Source organism: Halopseudomonas formosensis, from assembly GCF_900115905.1.
In the GTDB taxonomy this organism is placed as follows: Bacteria; Pseudomonadota; Gammaproteobacteria; order Pseudomonadales; family Pseudomonadaceae; genus Halopseudomonas; species Halopseudomonas formosensis.
Genome location: NZ_FOYD01000015.1, coordinates 43,216 through 59,190, shown reverse-complemented (window position 1 = coordinate 59,190; position 15,975 = coordinate 43,216). Strand labels below are relative to the sequence as shown.

The 15,975-nt window shown below is 64.1% G+C and carries 14 protein-coding genes and 1 pseudogene; 5 read left to right on the top strand and 10 right to left on the bottom strand.

The window, feature by feature from the left end; all coding sequences use genetic code 11:
• From BM046_RS16175 to BM046_RS15055, 5 genes and pseudogenes are all read right to left on the bottom strand, one after another.
• Positions 1-125 (bottom strand): annotated as a pseudogene (locus tag BM046_RS16175) (electron transfer flavoprotein subunit beta/FixA family protein); the annotation flags it as partial.
• Positions 126-297: 172 nt separating this feature from the next.
• Positions 298-1,431, bottom strand: a complete 1,134-nt coding sequence (locus BM046_RS15070; protein WP_090540938.1) for an acyl-CoA dehydrogenase family protein — start codon at positions 1,429-1,431, stop codon at positions 298-300.
• A gap of 10 nt (positions 1,432-1,441) precedes the next feature.
• On the bottom strand, positions 1,442-2,638 hold the full coding sequence (locus BM046_RS15065) for an acyl-CoA dehydrogenase family protein (protein ID WP_090540937.1): 1,197 nt from the start codon (positions 2,636-2,638) through the stop codon (positions 1,442-1,444).
• A 58-nt stretch (positions 2,639-2,696) separates the two neighbouring features.
• Positions 2,697-4,790 (bottom strand): 3-hydroxyacyl-CoA dehydrogenase NAD-binding domain-containing protein, encoded by a 2,094-nt coding sequence (locus BM046_RS15060; RefSeq protein WP_090540935.1) that lies wholly within the window; start codon positions 4,788-4,790, stop codon positions 2,697-2,699.
• Positions 4,791-4,928: 138 nt separating this feature from the next.
• Positions 4,929-5,714: an IclR family transcriptional regulator gene (locus BM046_RS15055; RefSeq protein WP_090540933.1), complete on the bottom strand. Its 786-nt coding sequence runs from the start codon at positions 5,712-5,714 to the stop codon at positions 4,929-4,931.
• A gap of 197 nt (positions 5,715-5,911) precedes the next feature.
• Between BM046_RS15055 and BM046_RS15050 the strand changes: the two genes are divergently transcribed.
• Complete coding sequence (locus BM046_RS15050; protein ID WP_090540931.1) at positions 5,912-7,537, top strand: AMP-binding protein; 1,626 nt, start codon at positions 5,912-5,914, stop codon at positions 7,535-7,537.
• A complete protein-coding gene (locus BM046_RS15045; RefSeq protein WP_090540929.1) occupies positions 7,534-8,208 on the top strand; it encodes a crotonase/enoyl-CoA hydratase family protein in 675 nt (224 codons plus the stop codon). Before BM046_RS15050 ends, BM046_RS15045 begins: the two co-directional genes overlap by 4 nt.
• Before the next feature lie 42 nt (positions 8,209-8,250).
• On the opposite strand, the gene BM046_RS15040 is transcribed toward BM046_RS15045, so the two are convergent.
• From BM046_RS15040 to BM046_RS15020, 5 genes are all read right to left on the bottom strand, one after another.
• Positions 8,251-9,051 carry an acyl-CoA thioesterase gene (locus BM046_RS15040; RefSeq protein ID WP_090540928.1) on the bottom strand — a complete coding sequence of 267 codons (801 nt, stop codon included), beginning with the start codon at positions 9,049-9,051 and terminating at the stop codon, positions 8,251-8,253.
• A gap of 148 nt (positions 9,052-9,199) precedes the next feature.
• A complete protein-coding gene (locus BM046_RS15035; protein ID WP_090540926.1) occupies positions 9,200-9,682 on the bottom strand; it encodes a YbhB/YbcL family Raf kinase inhibitor-like protein in 483 nt (160 codons plus the stop codon).
• 33 nt (positions 9,683-9,715) lie between these two features.
• On the bottom strand, positions 9,716-10,012 hold the full coding sequence (locus BM046_RS15030) for a hypothetical protein (RefSeq protein ID WP_090540924.1): 297 nt from the start codon (positions 10,010-10,012) through the stop codon (positions 9,716-9,718).
• A gap of 212 nt (positions 10,013-10,224) precedes the next feature.
• Positions 10,225-11,424 carry a 3-oxoadipyl-CoA thiolase gene (locus BM046_RS15025; protein ID WP_090540922.1) on the bottom strand — a complete coding sequence of 400 codons (1,200 nt, stop codon included), beginning with the start codon at positions 11,422-11,424 and terminating at the stop codon, positions 10,225-10,227.
• Positions 11,425-11,428: 4 nt separating this feature from the next.
• Entirely contained in the window at positions 11,429-12,943 is a 1,515-nt protein-coding gene (locus tag BM046_RS15020) for a 3-hydroxyacyl-CoA dehydrogenase (RefSeq protein ID WP_090540920.1), read from the bottom strand.
• 232 nt (positions 12,944-13,175) lie between these two features.
• Here BM046_RS15020 and BM046_RS15015 point away from each other — a divergent pair, with 232 nt between their 5' ends.
• The 3 genes from BM046_RS15015 (at position 13,176) to mutM (ending at position 15,817) form a co-directional block, all read left to right on the top strand.
• Complete coding sequence (locus BM046_RS15015) at positions 13,176-13,604, top strand: PaaI family thioesterase (RefSeq protein WP_090540918.1); 429 nt, start codon at positions 13,176-13,178, stop codon at positions 13,602-13,604.
• Positions 13,601-14,941: a hypothetical protein gene (locus BM046_RS15010; protein ID WP_090540916.1), complete on the top strand. Its 1,341-nt coding sequence runs from the start codon at positions 13,601-13,603 to the stop codon at positions 14,939-14,941. Before BM046_RS15015 ends, BM046_RS15010 begins: the two co-directional genes overlap by 4 nt.
• 63 nt (positions 14,942-15,004) lie before the next feature.
• A complete protein-coding gene (gene mutM, locus BM046_RS15005) occupies positions 15,005-15,817 on the top strand; it encodes a bifunctional DNA-formamidopyrimidine glycosylase/DNA-(apurinic or apyrimidinic site) lyase (RefSeq protein WP_090540914.1) in 813 nt (270 codons plus the stop codon).
• Positions 15,818-15,975: the final 158 nt, after the last annotated feature.

Below are 15,975 nucleotides of genomic sequence, written 5' to 3'. Positions count from 1 at the left end.
GCGATTTCGCAGAAGGGGTTCATGGACATCTTGACGTTGGCGAGATCGACACCGCTGTTGTCCGCCTTGACGCGAACCTTGACGTTGTAGTCAACCACGCGCTTTACGGCGACGAGGATTTTCATGGACGTTAGTCCTCCGCAAGTCTGTTGGACGCCACCAGGGGCGCATGACATTTAAAAGGGGCCTTAGCATACCGGTCACTTTTCATGTTCGGTAGTGCCTTGGTGGCCGATTTTCAATAAATTGGTCGGAAAAACAGGACAAATTCCTGTCCTTCCGACCTTGAGCCCCGCTTCAGGCAACAACCAGCTGGTTGGAGTAGGCTTCCAGGTGATGATCGTCGTCACCGAACTGGTGGCTGATCATGACCAGACGCTTGGCGTAGTGGGCGCCGTTGTACTCCCAGGTCATGGCGATACCGCCATGCAGCTGGATGCACTGCTCGGCCACGTAGCGCGCGGCGCGGTTGACAACGAACTTGGCGGCGGACAGCTTGGCGCTGCGCTCGTCGCTGTCCTTGTCATCGGCCAGGCAGGCGGCGAGGATGGCCATGGAAGTGGCCCGCTCCAGTTCGCTGACCATGTCTACCATGCGGTGCTGCAGAACCTGGAACTTGCCGATCGGCACGCCGAACTGCTTGCGGGTCTTCAGGTATTCCAGGGTCAGGTCGCAGGCGGTGCGCATGGCGCCGACCGCTTCACCGCACAGGGCGGCGATGGCGCGGCCGCTCTGGTAGCGGATGGCGTCATAGGCTTCACCGGCGGTGCCCAGCAGCTCGCCTTCGACGTTGTCCAGGAACAGCTCGCAGCCCTTGCGGCCATCAACGGTGGAGTACACGCGACGGCTGACGCCGGCGGCATTCGGGTCGATGATGAACAGGCTGATGCCCTGCTGGTCGCGCACGTCACCGGCGGTGCGGGCGGAAACCAGGATCTTGCCGGCGGTGTGACCGCCGATGACCACGGCCTTGCGACCGCTCAGGCTCCAGCTGCTGCCGTTCTGGCGGGCGGTGGTCTGCACGTCGAACAGGTTGTAGTGGCTGTTCGGCTCTTCCAGGGCCACGGCGGCCTGCAGCTCGCCGCTGGCGATGGCGCCCAGCAGCTCTTCCTTCTGCTGGTCACTGCCCAGCTGGCCGATCAGGCCACCGGCGAGGATGACCGATTCCATGTAGGGCTCCAGGCAGATGCCGCGGCCCAGCTGTTCCATGATCAGCATGGTTTCCACGCCGCTGCCGCCGAAACCGCCCAGCTCCTCGGAGAAGGGGATGGCGGTCAGGCCCAGCTCACCCAGCTGCTGCCAGAACTCGGTGCTGTAGCCGGCTTCGCTGTCGCTGAATTCCAGGCGCTTTTCAAAGGTATAAACGTCGCGAACCAGGCGGGCCGCGGTGTCCTGCAGCATCTGCTGCTCTTCAGTCAGTTTGAAGTCCATGGTCGGCTCCTCAGAGTTCGAGAATCATTTTCGAGACGATGTTCTTCTGGATCTCGTTGGATCCGCCGAAGATCGACAGTTTGCGCATGTTGAAGTAGGTGGAAGCCGGCGCCGCAGCGTAGTCGGCTACCAGGTACTCACCGTCGAAATCGCCTTCCAGTTCTTCCGGCAGGAAGGGCAGGGCGTAGGGGCCCAGCGCCTTGCGCATCAGATGGGTGATGGCCTGACGGATCTCGGTGCCCTGCACCTTGAGGATGGAGCTCTCGGCGCCCGGTACACCGCCTTCGGAGGCGGCTGCGACGATACGCAGGGTACTCATCTCGGCCGCCATCAAGGACATTTCCACTTCGGCGATCTGGGCACGGAACAGCGGGTCTTCCAGCAGGGACTTGCCGCCCTTCTGCTGCCTGGCAGCAATCTTCTTCAGGTGGCTCAGGGCCGCCTTGGAGGAGCCGATGCCGGCCAGGCCGGTACGCTCGTGGGTCAACAGGTACTTGGCGCAGGTCCAGCCCTTGTTCTCTTCACCCACCAGGTTCTCTACCGGCACGCGCACGTCGTCGAAGAAGACTTCGTTGACTTCGTGGTCGCCGTCCAGGGTGATGATCGGACGCACGGTGATGCCGGGGGTGTTCATGTCGATCAGCAGGAAGGAGATGCCGCGCTGCTGCTGGGCTTCCGGATCGGTACGCACCAGGCAGAAGATCATGTTGGCGTGCTGACCCAGGGTGGTCCAGGTCTTCTGACCGTTCACCACATAGTGATCACCGTCACGTACCGCACGGGTCTTCAGCGAGGCCAGGTCGGAACCGGCGCCCGGCTCGGAATAACCCTGACACCACCAGTCCTCACCGGACAGGATGCGCGGCAGATACTTGCGCTTCTGCTCTTCGGTACCGAACTTGATGATCACCGGAGCGACCATGTTGACGCCGAAGGGGATGGTGCGCGGTGCACCGGCAGCAGCACTTTCCTCGTCGAAGATGTGCTTTTCCACCGGGCCCCAGTCGGTGCCGCCGTGTTCAACCGGCCAGCCCGGTGCATACCAGCCCTTGCGGGACAGGATCTGCTGCCAGCGCTGGTGGTCTTCCTTGGTCAGGTGCTTGCCGAGCTTCACCTTGCTGGCGATGTCCGCCGGCAGTTCCTGCTTGAGGAATTCACGCACTTCATCACGGAAGGCGATTTGTTCAGCTGAGTAATGGATTTCCATGTTGGGTCCTCGTTGTTGTTCAGCTCACGGGTGCCCGCCGGGGGCACCCGTCGATAAGTCAGAGATCAGCGAACTTGCGTCCTTCTTTGGCCAGTTTCTCGAGCAGCGGTGCCGGCTTCCACCAGGCGCCCAGTTGCTCGTGGAATTCGCAGATGCGGGCGTAGACACGATCCAGACCGATCGCGTCAGCATAGAACATCGGCCCGCCCTGATGGGCCGGGAAGCCGTAGCCGTTGATATAGATGACGTCGATATCGCTGGCACGCTGGGCAATGCCCTCTTCCAGGATCTTGGCGCCTTCGTTGATCAGCGCGTACATGGTGCGCTCGATGATGTATTCATCGGACAGCGTGCGGCGCTCCACGCCCTGTTCCTTCGAGGCGGCTTCCAGAATGGCCGGCAACTCCGGGTTGGGCAGCGGGGTGCGCGAACCCTTCTCGTAGACGTAGAAGCCCTTGCCGGTCTTCTGACCCAGCATGCCGGCTTCGGCCATCTTGTCGAGGATGGTCGGCAGCTTGTACTCGGCAGGCAGGGTCTGGCGCTGACGGGTACGGATGGCCAGGCCGATATCCAGACCGGACAGGTCACGCATGGCGAAGGGGCCCATGGCCATGCCGAACTTGCGCAGGGCAGCATCAACCTGCTCGGGGGTGGCACCCTCTTCCAGCAGGAACTCGGACTCGCGGCCGTACTGGAATATCATGCGGTTGCCGACGAAACCGTCGCATACGCCAACCGGTACGGCGACCTTCTTCAGTTTCTTGCCGATGGCCATGGCGGTGGCCAGCACTTCGTTGCTGGTCTGCTCGCCGCGCACCACTTCCAGCAGGCGCATGACGTTGGCCGGGCTGAAGAAGTGCAGACCGACTACATCTTCCGGACGCTTGGTGAACCGGGCAATCTGGTTCAGGTCCAGCGAGGAGGTGTTGCTGGCCAGGATGGCGCCGGGCTTGCAGTGGGCATCCAGAGCCTCGAAGACCTTCTGCTTGACACCCATGTCCTCGAAGACGGCTTCCACCACCACATCCACGTCGGCCAGGTCGGCGTAGTCGGTGATGCCGCTGACCAGCGCCATGCGCTTCTCCAGCGCCGCTTCGGTCAGGCTGCCGCGCTTGACGCTCATGCCATAGGTGTCACGGGCGCGCTGAATGGCGGCATCGCGGGCAGCTTCGCTGATTTCCAGGATCTTGACCGGAATACCGGCGTTGGCGAAGCACATGGCGATGCCCACGCCCATGGTGCCACCGCCGATCACGGCGGCGGACTTGATGTCGCGCACCGGGGTATCGGCCGGCAGACCGTCGACCTTGGAGGCCTGACGCTCGGTGAAGAAGGCGTGTACCAGCGCAGCGCGCTGGGGCGACACCAGACATTCGGCAAACAGCTCACGCTCGCGCTTGAGGCCTTCAGCCAGCGGCAGGGTGAAGGACGCCTCTACGGCGGATACACAGCGCTGGGGCGAGAACAGGCCCGGGGTCTTCTTCTCGATCTCGGCACGCTTGGCGGCGACCAGGGCAGCGTTGTCCACGCCTTCCAGCTTGTCGGTGCGCTCCCCGGTGCGGCGCGGGCCCTTGCCTTCGGCGATCAGCTTCTCGGCGAAGGCCAGGCCGGCGGCCAGCAGGTCGCCTTCGAACAGTTCATCCACCACGCCCAGTTGTTCGGCTTCGGTGGCGGCAATGGGGTTACCGCTGACGATCATGTCCAGGGCCTTCTCCACACCGACCACGCGGGGCAGGCGCTGGGTGCCGCCGGCGCCGGGCAGCAGGCCCAGCTTGACTTCCGGCAGGCCGACCTTGGCGTCCTTGCGGGCGATCCGGTAATGGCAGCTCAGGGCCACTTCCAGGCCACCGCCCAGGGCGGTGCCATGGATCACGGCGATGCTCGGCTTGCTGCCGGCCTCGATCTCGTTGACCACTTCCGGCAGGCTGGGGGACTGCGGCGGCTTGCCGAATTCCTTGATATCGGCGCCGGCGATGAAGGTGTTGCCGTCACATACCAGAACGATGGCCTTGACCTCGGGATCAGCCTCGGCGGCATTGAAACTGTTCTGCAATCCGGAGCGCACGGCGACACCGAGGGCGTTGACCGGCGGATTGTTGACTCTGACAACGGCAACGGCGCCTTGCCGTTCCAGTGTGACGACCTCAGACATGCTGAACCTCCTCTGATCCTTTCAAATGCGTTTCATTGAGCGAAATAATGAAACCATGTTTCGCATGGCAAAATACAAAACTTGCAGAGCGTTGTCGATGCCCCCCGCTAAATGGTGGGGCATAAGGGGCGTTGATGATCAGACGCCCAGTCTTTCGATGTCCCGGGCCAGAATGGCCAGCTGATGTGCCAGCTGGTTCTTGACCTTGTCCTCGGACACCAGATAGGTCGGTGCGCCGCAGGTCAGGGCCATGAGGGTGCCGTCCTGCAGGTGCAGGGGTACGCCGGCGGCATTGACGTTGCGGTCCCAGTCGCCGAGGGACAGGCAGAAGCCGTACTTCTGATAATCGGCGAAGGCCTGTTCCAGCTGCTTCTCCAGCTCCGGCCAGTTGTCCGGGTTGCGGCTGGCCAGCGAGCTCATCACATGGCGCCGTTCCTCTTCCTTCATTGCGGCCAGATAGGCGCGGCCGGCGGCGGTAGTGGCCAGAGGCAGGCGGACGCCGACGTCCATGCGCAGCGAGGTCACTTCGGCGGGGCGGCAGTTCTCCACGTAGATCATGGACAGACGATCACGGCAGGTCAGGCCGACCGAGGTGTTGGTGTTGCGGGCGAACTCGTCGAGGTAGGGCTTGGCCAGCTGTCGGACCCGCAGGTTCGATACATAGGCATAACCCAGCGCGAGCACGCCGGAGTCGAGCTGGTACTTCTCCAGCTGCGGGGAATAGGAGAGATAACCGAGCTTGGTCAGGGTGTAGGTCATGCGCGAAACCGTGGGCTTCGGCAGGCCGGTAATCCGGGCGATATCCTGGTTGCCCATGACCACCGCGCCCTGGCTGAAGGCCCGCAGGACATCCAGTCCGCGCGACAGCGCCTCGACAAATTTGCGGTCCTTTACCGGGCTCTGCTCGATCTGATCGTCGTTCATTGAAAATGCGTACCTTGATAGATGTATCCGTGAAGTCTTTATTGTTATTTCGCTACGCGGAATTTACCTGAGTGCAGACATCCGGAGGCAGATTGTTTTGATTTGTTCAGATGATTGCACAGCTAAGGCGAATAGAATAGCATCTTTTTGGTATTGCGTTTCGCACAGCAAAATAATAGTCCAATAAAGAGGTTCCGATGTCCAGTCCTGAATCCTGCGTTGTTGCCCGCCAGCTGGCCGAACTCGGCCACACCAACCTGTATCACCTGTTGGAGCAGGCCTGTCGTGATTATGGGGACAAACCGGCATTCTCCTGCGGCGCGGATTCGGTGAGTTTCATCGCCCTGCGCGAGCACGCCGATGCCTTTGCCCGCTATCTGCGGCACGAGGTCGGGTTGCAACCCGGTGATCGTCTGGCAATCCAGCTGCCCAACCTGCTGCAGTACGTGGTCACCATCTTCGGTGCGCTCAAGGCCGGACTGGTCATCGTCAATACCAATCCCCAGTACACCGCTCCCGAGACCCGCCACCAGTTCAGCGACGCCGGTGCCCGTGCCGTGGTGGTACTGGACAAGCTGGTTCCGCTGGTGCGTGGCATCCAGGCGGACACGCAGATCGAGCATCTGATCGTGACCAGCGTGGATGACTGGCGCAACCCCCAGGAGCAGAGCGACGCCGCCGACGTGAGCCGTTTCATGAAGGCCCTGGCCGTCGGTCGAACCCTCCCGGAGGTCGAACCCGAGCGTGGTCTGGATGATATCGCCGTACTGCAGTACACCGGCGGCACCACCGGCGTCTCCAAGGGCGCGATGCTCACCCACCGCAACCTGCTGTGCAACGTCCTGCAGGCGGTCAGCATCATCCAGCCGGGTGAAGTCCAGTACGGCAACGAAACGCGGGTGTCGCCGCTGCCGCTGTACCATATCTTCGCCTTTACCGCGAACTGCCTGGCCTCGGTCTTTACCGGCTTCAACAGCGTGCTGATCACCAACCCCCGCGATCTGGACAGCATGATTGCCGACATGAAGCGGCATCGGGTCACCCTGCTGACCGGCATCAACTCCCTGTTCGTGTCGCTGATGGCGCACCCCGAATTCGACAGCCTGGATTTCAGTCACCTGAAATGGGTCAACTCCGGCGGCGCGCCGCTGAACGTGGCTGTGGCCGAGCGCTGGTTCGAGCGCACCGGTGCTGTGGTCCGTGAAGGCTTCGGCATGACCGAGACCTCGCCGGTGGTGGTCGCCTCCACCGCCAACACGCCCTATAAGGAAGGCTTCATCGGTCAGGCGGTAGTAGACACCGAGATGAAGATCGTTGATGACAACGGCAACGAGCTGCCCTCCGGCGAGGCCGGTGAGCTGTGGATCCGCGGCCCCCAGGTCATGCTCGGCTACTGGCAGCGTCCCGAGGCCACCGCGGAAGTGCTGACCACGGACGGCTGGCTGAAGACCGGCGACATCGGTGTGATCGACGAGGACGGCTTCCTCAAGCTGGTCGACCGCAAGAAGGACATGATTCTGGTCTCCGGTTTCAACGTCTATCCCAATGACGTGGAGGACGCGGTCATGCGCCACCCCGGCATCCGCGAGTGTGTTGCCGTGGGCGTGCCCGATGAGCGCAAGGGTGAAGCGATCAAGCTGTATGTCAGCCTGCATGACCGCAATCTGACCGAGGCCGAGATCATCGCCCATTGCCGCGAGCAGCTCACCGGGTACAAGGTACCGAGCTTTGTCGAGATCCGCGAAGATCTGCCCAAGTCCACGGTGGGCAAGCTGCTGCGCCGGGTGCTGCGCGACGAAGCCAGAGCGCAGGCCGGCGCATGAGCGCGCTGACTCTGACCCTCGCCGAGGGCGTGGCGGAAATCGCCCTGGACGATGGCAAGGTCAATGCCCTGTCGGAGCAGATGCTCGAGGCTCTGCTGGCCGCCATCGATCAGGCCCGCGCCGCAGAGGCGGCGCTGCTGATCTACGGCCGTGCCGGTGTCCTGAGCGCTGGCTATGATCGCAGGCTGATCGCCGCCGGCGGCCCGGCCTGTGATGCCATGCGTGCCGCCGGTGATCGTCTGACACTGGCACTGCTGGATTACCCGGCGCCGGTGGTGATTGCCAGCACCGGCCATGCCATGGCCAAGGCGGCCTTCATGCTGCTGCTGGCCGACTACCGCATCGGTGCCGCCGGTGCCTTCAATATCGCCCTGAACGAAGTGGCCATCGGCATGACCATGCCCGATGCCGCCATGCCCCAGGCGCGTCGTCTGGCACCGCAATGGCTCAACCGCTGCGCCCTGCAGGCCCAGGTGCTGGACCCGCAGCAGGCGCTGGAGGCGGGGTTCTATGATGAGCTGGCTACCGGCGGTGAGTTGCTGGAGCGGGCCAGGGTGAAGGTGCGGGAACTGGCGGCTCTGGATCGCAAGGCTTACCGGGAGACCCGTCTGTTGCTCAACGCCCCGTTGCGGGCGGACGTGATGGCGGCGCTGACCGGCGTTCGCGGCTGATCACCCGGACCGGGCCAGGGCGCCCGGTCCTTCCTTTTATTGCTATTCCTTGAAATACACCGACTGGGTGCTGGTCAGCAGCAGTACGCCATCCTCCGACCACAGGTGGGCGATCTGGTCGGCATAGTTGCGGTGCAGCCGGGTAGCCCGCGCCTGCCCCAGCAGGAAGCCGCTGGCCTGCAGCAACTCCTCGCCGGTGGCGTGGAAGTAGTGGGTCATGCTCACGGTACCCGAGGGCGTAAAGCTCTGGCGCAGCAGGAAGACCCGCGGCGCGAATACATCCCCCAGGGCGGTCAGGGAGGCGAAATCCAGCGCCCGCTCGGGGTAGTCGCGCACCCACAGCAGGGACTCGGTCTCCGGCTCATCCTCGGGGCGGCGGGAGAAGGGGACGCCGCGCACGAAACGGAAGTCGTACTGCTTGAACCAGTTGCGGATGCTCAGATCGACGCGCTGCAGGCTGGTCGGTGCGGGCGCCTGGGGCGCGGCCAGCTGCTGTTCCGACAGGGTCTCGCGGCGGTTGGCGAAGAAAGCGGTGGCGCTGGTGACCACCTCGCCGTTCTGCTTCTGCAGCAACAGCCAGTGCTGGGTCGAGCGATTGGTGCGCAGCGGCGTGGCCTCGACCTCGAAGTCGCCATCGGCCACCGGGCCGGCAAAGTTCACCGTCAGCGACACCGGGTCCCCCAGGCGTTCGGGGTGCTGCAGTACCGCATTGAGCAAAATGGCCGCAGTCAGTCCGCCAAAGGGGCCGACCATGTTCTTGAAGGCGTCGCTGGTGCTTCCTTTATATAGATTGGGCGCAACCGGGGTCAGGGCAATGGCCTGATCGAAGGCATGGCTACTCATTGTTGATTATCCGTTGGCAGGCTTGCTGAGGGTCCCATGCTAGGGGGCGCGGGAAGGGGCGGCAAGGTGATATGACCGCGTGAATCCGCCGTCATACACGGGCTGAGGGCCGCGATGGGCGAGCCGTCTTTCGCTCGCCCAGGGCGTATCAGCCGCGCTGGTAGGTGCCGACCAGACGGTTCATGGCCAGGGTGTGGGGCTCGACCCTGGCGAGCAGTTGCCACATGTCCAGGCCCTCATCCAGATTCGGCTCGCAGTCCAGCGCCAGAATCCAGAAGTAGTACTTGTGCTGACCATGCCCTTCCGGCGGCATGGGGCCACCGTAGGCGCTCTTGCCGAAGTTGGTCGGGCCATCGGTGTGCTGCTTGCAGCCCTCCGGCAGCGAGGTCACATCGGCGGGAATGTTGTAATGCACCCAGTGCACGAAGCCGTAGGTGCCATTGGCTGATACCAGCGGCGCATCCGGGTCATGGCAGATCACCGCGAAGCTTTTTGTACCGGCCGGCGCACCGCTCCAGCTCAGCGCGGGGGAGACGTCCTCGCCCTCGCCGGTGTGCTTGCGCGGAATGGCGCCGTCGTTGGCGAAGGCGCTGCTGGTCAGTTGCAGGTCGAGATTCAGGGCAAAACCCATGGGATACCTCCAGGTTGGCGTGAAAGGTCGGGATCAGCGGATCAGGCTGCTGAGCAGCCAGAGGCCGAGCAGCAACCAGATGACACCACGGATCAGACGTTTCTTGATCAGTGAGCTGAAGCCCAGATAGATGAGGAACAGACCCAGAACCACAAAGGCGATGCTGAGCAGGCTGCTGTCCACCCCCAGCGCCCGGGAAAAACCATTGACGAACGCGCTGCTGGCGCCGCTGAGCAGGTTGAACAGCCAGGACAGGGCATCCACGATCAGCCGGACCAGGGTGCCGAAGGCCTGACCGAGCCATTCGAAGGGGTTGGTATCTACATGCATCGGAGCGCTTCCGGTTCTGTTAGCGGGCAGGGGGTAACCATAGCAGAGGTTGGGGGGTGGTCAGAAGGCCGGTGCTGGCTGTTCCCTTCCCTCACCCCCGCCCCTCTCCCGCAAAGGGGAGAAGGGAGCAGGTCGCCGTTACCCGATAAGCACGAGGTAACCCGACGCACGGCCTTCCCCCTTGGTCCTCGGAGGAAGGGAGACAAGGGCGGTCAGACCCGCTCGATCACCGCTGCCACACCCTGGCCCAGGCCGATGCACAGGCTGACCAGCGCGTAGCGCTTGCCGGTACGCTCGAGCTGGCGCAGGGCGGTCAGGGTCAGGCGGGCTCCGGAGGCGCCCAGCGGGTGGCCGACGGCGATGGCACCCCCGTTGGGGTTCAGGCGCGGGTCGTCGAAGGCGATGCCCAGCAACTTGGCGCAGCCCAGCACCTGGGAGGCGAAGGCCTCGTTGATCTCGATCACGTCCATGTCATCCAGGGTCAGACCGGCGCGGGCCAGTGCCTTCTTGCAGGCTTCCACCGGACCCAGACCCATGACCCGCGGGGCAACGCCGGAAACTGCGCCGGCGAGGATGCGGCCGCGGGGCTTGACGCCGTATTTCTCACCGATGGCCTGGCTGCCGATGATCAGCGCGGCGGCACCGTCGTTGACCCCCGAAGCGTTGCCCGCAGTCACTACACCGCCTTCGAACAGCGGACGCAGACCGGACAGGGCGGCCATGTCGCTGGACGGGCGCGGGTGTTCGTCCTGATCCACTACCTTGTTCGGCTTCTTGCGGCCCTGGGGAACCTCGATGGGGTGGATCTCCTCGGCGAAGAAGCCCTCGGCACGGGCCTTCTCGTACAGTGCCTGGCTGCGGGCAGCGTAGGTGTCGGCCTCTTCCCGGGTAATGCCCAGCTCGGCAGCCACGTTATCGGCGGTCTGCGGCATGGTGTCGTCACCGTACTGCTTCTCCACCTTGGGGTTGGGGAAGCGCGCACCAATGGTGCTGTCGAAGGCGCGGAAATCCCGGGAGTAGGGGCTTTCGCTCTTGGCGATGACGAAGGGGGCACGGCTCATGCTCTCGGCGCCACCGGCGACGAACAGCTCGCCTTCACCAGCCTTGACCGCCCGGGCGGCATCGAGGATGGCGGCCAGGCCGGAGCCGCACAGGCGGTTGACGGTCACGCCGGCCACTTCCTGGGGCAGGCCGGCCAGCAGGCCGGCGTGGCGGGCCAGGTTGCGGGCATCTTCACCGGCCTGGTTGGTGTTGCCCATGACCACGTCCTCGTAGTCCTTGCCGTCGAAGGGGTTGCGTGCCACCACGGCACGGATCACCTCCGCCAGCAGGTCGTCCGGACGTACCGGAGCCAGGGCGCCGGCGTGGCGGCCGAAGGGGGAGCGCAGTCCATCATAGATATAGGCAGTCATCGAATTACTCCTGGAAATCGGGGGTGGTCAGGGGCAGGCCCAGCTGTACGCGACGGCGCAGCCAGGGGCTGGGCCGGTAGCGCGGCTCGCCGTACACCGCCTGCATGTTGTTGAGTACGGTCAGTACCGCCTGCTTGCCGTAGTGTTCGCCAAAGCCCAGCGGGCCTTTCGGGTAGCCGAGGGCGAGCTGGATGGCGCGGTCCAGGGTGTCCGGGGTGGCGATGCCCTTCTGCGCGATCTCGCAGCCGAGGTTGACCACGCTGGCGATCAGCCGCTGGATGACAAAGCCGGGGGAGTCGTTGATCACTTCCACAGGTACGCCGTCGGCGCCGAGTGCCTGACGGGCCTGGGCGACCACATCGGCGTCGGCAGCGGGCTGGCGCATCAGGGTGCGGCGCTTGTCCCAGCTGGCGAAGCTGTCCAGTGCCAGAGTGCGCTCGGCGGGCAGGCCCAGACGGGTCAGGGCAGCGGTGCAGTCCTCGCCCAGCGGGGTGATCAGGCAGATCGCCTCGGCGGAGGGCTGCTCACCGGTTTCCAGGGTGGCACCGGCGTTGGCCAGTACCTGGGCTACCTGGTTGCGCAGTGCCTCGTCATCGCTCTGCAGCCAGTAGGGGCGGCTGAGCAGCACGCTGCCGACGGCCGGTTCAGGCTGCTCGATCTTCTGGCCATCTTCATAGCGGTAGAAACCCTGGCTGGTCTTGCGGCCCAGCAGGCCGGCGGCAACCCGCTGCCCGGCAATGAAGGACGGGGTATAGCGTGGATCATGGTAGAACTGCTCGTAGACCGACTCCATCACCGCGTGGGATACGTCCAGGCCGGTCAGGTCGAACAGCTCGAAGGGCCCCATGCGGAAGCCCGGGCCGTCGCGCAGGATGCGGTCGATCTGCTGTACCGTGGCCACGCCTTCGCTGAGCATGCGCAGGGCTTCGGTACCGAAGGCGCGCCCGGCATGGTTGACCAGGAAGCCGGGGGTGTCCGGGGTGATCGCCGGGAAGTGTCCGGCCTTCTCCGCCAGCTCCACCAGACCCTTGATGTAACGCTCGTCGGTACGCGAACCGCGGACCACCTCGACGATCTTCATCAGCGGCACGGGGTTGAAGAAGTGGAAACCGGCCACCCGCTCGGGGCGGCTGCAGCCGGCGGCGATGCGGGTTACCGACAGGGAGGAGGTGTTGGTTGCCAGCAGGCAGCCTTCGCTGACGATGGCTTCCAGGTCGGCGAACAGCTTCTGCTTGACCTCGAGGATCTCGACGATGGCCTCGATCACCAGGTCGCAGTCCTTCAGGTCGGTCAGCGCTGCGGCGGGCTGCATGCGCGCGCAGGTGGCCTCGAACTCCGCCTCGCTCAGCTTGCCCTTGGCCAGCTGACGCTGCAGCAGGTTGCGGTTGAACGCCAGGGCATCCTCGATGGCCTCAGCCCGGGTATCGAACAGCAGTACCTGCTGGCCGCTGCTGGCGAACAGCTGGGCGATACCTCGGCCCATGGCGCCAGCGCCGATCACGCCAATACGATTGAACATGGAAGGACTCCTCGGTATTCTCTGGTTATCTTGTTTCGCTGAGCGAAACGATATTTCGTTTAAAGAGTTGCGAGATTAAATCCTGCGAGTGCCCAGTGCAAGTCGACCTGCGCATTACGCTTATGGTCCGGCATAAGCCACAGCAACCCTCATTATCCGCGCTGCTGCACCATGGCATACTGCACCCCGGTGTCAGCATGGCACAGGCCAACCTTCGACGAGATTCTCATCCATGAGTGAAGACCAGAAACTGGTAGTTCAGAATTCGGTGACCGGTTTTTTTCAGGAGCTCGGTGGTGAGCTGCTGGAGTTCGAGCCCGATCGGGCCGTCATCGGCCTCACTCTGGAAAAGCGCCATCTCAACAATGCCGGCAACCTCCATGGCGGCGTGGTCGCCAGCCTGCTGGACGTGGCCATGGGCCTGTGCGGCACCTGGGCCGCCGATCCGCAGGACCGCCGGGTGGCCATTACCCTGTCGATGAATGTCAACTTCAGCGCACCGGCCGGCGAGGGCGAGCGCGTCCGTGCCGTGGCCAGCTGCCGCAAGCAGGGGCACAAGATTTTCATGGCCAGCTGCGACCTGCTGGATGAGGCCGGCAATCTGCTGGCCTTCGGCGAGGGCGTGTTCAAGAAGGGTGCACTGCGCAGAGATCTGCCGTGATCACCTGGCTGCTGCCTCTGGGTGTTGCGCTGGAGCTGCTGGCGCTGGGCGGGCAGTGGCCGCAGCTCAGCTGGGTCGCCGCCGCAGCCATTGCTTCCTATTATCTGCTGAATTTCCGGCGGCTGCTGATCTACCCCCGGGTGCTCGGCCTGATCACCCTCGGCTCGGTGCTGTTGCTCGCGGTGCTCGGCACCGAGCAGGAAACCTGGGGGCAACTGGCCGCCTCCGGGGCCTACTATGCAAGCTTTCTCGGGGCCCTGGGGTTGATGCAGCTGCTGGCCAGACACCTGCCCCATCTGCGCGAGATGCACAAGGCGCTGCTGGCCGGCCCGGGCCTGTGGCTCTATCCCCGCTACGTGCTCACCGCCGGCAGCATCGGCTCCATCCTCAACTTCGGCATGATGGCGCTGCTCTGCGGCACCCTGCAGCAGCATCTGCAGCGCTACGATCTGGACGAACAACGCCGGCGTGCCGGGATGCGTACGGTCATGATAGCCACCCTGCGCGGCTTTGCCCTGGTGCCGCTGCTGGCACCGACCAGCGTGACCATTGCCATGCTCACCCGGGAAATGCCGGATATCAGCTGGGCGGGGATGCTGCCCTATGGGCTGGCGGCCTCGCTGATTCTGCTGCTGGTGGGCTGGCGGCGGGAGAATCCGGCGCTGGTCGCCCTGCGCGACGAGATCGGCGACAGTACCCCGGCAACCGGTATGGGTCAGTTGCTGATCGGCTCCTTTCTCGGGCTCGGCGCCATCGGTCTGCTGTCCTGGATGACGGTGCTGACGCCCTCCCAGGCGGCGATGATCCTCATCCCGCTGGGCATCGGCCTGTATGTGCTGTGGCGCGAGCGCTCCCCAGCCGAGGTGCTCAGGCAGGTCTCCGGCAACCTGGTGACCATGCACAACGAGATGTTCATCTTCGGCTGCGCGGCCGTGCTTGGCGGTGTGCTGGGGGCGCTGGCGCCGCTGGATGGACTGGCAGACTGGCTGGCGCAGGCTCCGCAGTACAACGCGCTGGTGGGGGTGGCCAGCCTGTTCGGCATCATAGGCCTGGCGATGATCGGCATCGCGCCCATTGTGTCGCTGGCGCTGATGGTCGGTCTGCTGTCACGGCTGGCCGAACTGGGTGTACCCATTCTGACCCCGGCGCTGGGTCTGATGTGCGGTTTCTCGATCGCCATGATCTTCTCGCCGTTCGGGCCCTCGACGCTCATTCTGGCGCGCTTCAGCGGCTCGCGGGCCAGCGAGGTGGTGTTCGGCTGGAATGGGCGATTCGTCGCCACGGTACTGCCGTTGCTGCTGATCCTGCTGCTGGTCACCCACTGGCTGCAGGGCTGAACACCTGCGACAGGGCGGTCTTGATACAATGGCCTGCCTGCTGTTGCCTTGAAGGAAGCCTCGATGCCGGAACTCCCAGAAGTCGAAACCACCCGCCGCGGGATTGCCCCTCACCTGCTGGGTCGGCGGGTGACCCGGCTGATCGTCCGCGATGCCCGCCTGCGCTGGCCGATCCCCGAGGATCTGGGGATCCAGATCGAGAATCAGACCTTCACTGCGGTGCGACGGCGGGCCAAGTATCTGTTGCTGGATATCGGCGGCGGTACCCTGATCAGTCATCTTGGCATGTCCGGCAGCCTGCGGCTGGTGCCCGCCGACACGCCGGTGCTCAAGCATGAGCACGTGGATATCGAGCTGGATTCGGGCATGACCCTGCGTTACACCGACCCGCGGCGCTTCGGCGCCATGCTCTGGCAGCCTGCCGGCGCGGAGCATCCGCTGCTCAGCCATCTGGGGCCGGAGCCGCTGTCCGATGAGTTCACCGGCGAGCGCCTCTACCAGCTGTCGCGCAAGCGCAGCATGGCGGTCAAACCCTTCATCATGGACAACGCCGTGGTCGTCGGGGTCGGCAACATCTATGCAACCGAGGCGCTGTTCGCCGCCGGTATCGATCCCCGGCGCGAGGCAGGACGGATCAGCCGGGCGCGCTACCTGGCGCTGGCCGAGGAGATCCGAAAGGTGCTGGCGCGAGCCATCGACAGCGGCGGCACCACCCTGCGCGATTTCATCGGTGGTGATGGCAAGCCCGGGTACTTCCAGCAGGAGTTGTTCGTCTATGGGCGTGCCGGTCAGCTGTGCAAACTGTGTGGCACGACATTGTCCGAATGCCGCCTGGGTCAGCGCAGCAGCGTGTTCTGCCGACACTGCCAGAGCTGAGTGGCGGCGGAAGTGTGCGCCGGGTAGCGCTTTGCCACTCGGCAGATTTTCTAATATGCTCAAAGAGCCTACAATGGCGCTGTCGGCACTTCGGGACGGAGTGCCTGAACATAATAATGCCGATTATCGGGCTCACACTCAGGGATACCACTATGCGC

Bases quoted from the DNA above. Each gene is read 5' to 3' on its own strand.
- BM046_RS15070 (WP_090540938.1), bottom strand. From the start codon at position 1,431: ATGGACTTCAAACTGACTGAAGAGCAGCAGATGCTGCAGGACACCGCG.
- BM046_RS15025 (WP_090540922.1), bottom strand. From the start codon at position 11,424: ATGACTGCCTATATCTATGATGGACTGCGCTCCCCCTTCGGCCGCCAC.
- BM046_RS15035 (WP_090540926.1), bottom strand. From the start codon at position 9,682: ATGGGTTTTGCCCTGAATCTCGACCTGCAACTGACCAGCAGCGCCTTC.
- BM046_RS15055 (WP_090540933.1), bottom strand. From the start codon at position 5,714: ATGAACGACGATCAGATCGAGCAGAGCCCGGTAAAGGACCGCAAATTT.
- BM046_RS15020 (WP_090540920.1), bottom strand. From the start codon at position 12,943: ATGTTCAATCGTATTGGCGTGATCGGCGCTGGCGCCATGGGCCGAGGT.
- BM046_RS15050 (WP_090540931.1), top strand. From the start codon at position 5,912: ATGTCCAGTCCTGAATCCTGCGTTGTTGCCCGCCAGCTGGCCGAACTC.
- BM046_RS15040 (WP_090540928.1), bottom strand. From the start codon at position 9,051: ATGAGTAGCCATGCCTTCGATCAGGCCATTGCCCTGACCCCGGTTGCG.
- BM046_RS15065 (WP_090540937.1), bottom strand. From the start codon at position 2,638: ATGGAAATCCATTACTCAGCTGAACAAATCGCCTTCCGTGATGAAGTG.
- BM046_RS15045 (WP_090540929.1), top strand. From the start codon at position 7,534: ATGAGCGCGCTGACTCTGACCCTCGCCGAGGGCGTGGCGGAAATCGCC.
- BM046_RS15015 (WP_090540918.1), top strand. From the start codon at position 13,176: ATGAGTGAAGACCAGAAACTGGTAGTTCAGAATTCGGTGACCGGTTTT.
- mutM (WP_090540914.1), top strand. From the start codon at position 15,005: ATGCCGGAACTCCCAGAAGTCGAAACCACCCGCCGCGGGATTGCCCCT.
- BM046_RS15060 (WP_090540935.1), bottom strand. From the start codon at position 4,790: ATGTCTGAGGTCGTCACACTGGAACGGCAAGGCGCCGTTGCCGTTGTC.
- BM046_RS15030 (WP_090540924.1), bottom strand. From the start codon at position 10,012: ATGCATGTAGATACCAACCCCTTCGAATGGCTCGGTCAGGCCTTCGGC.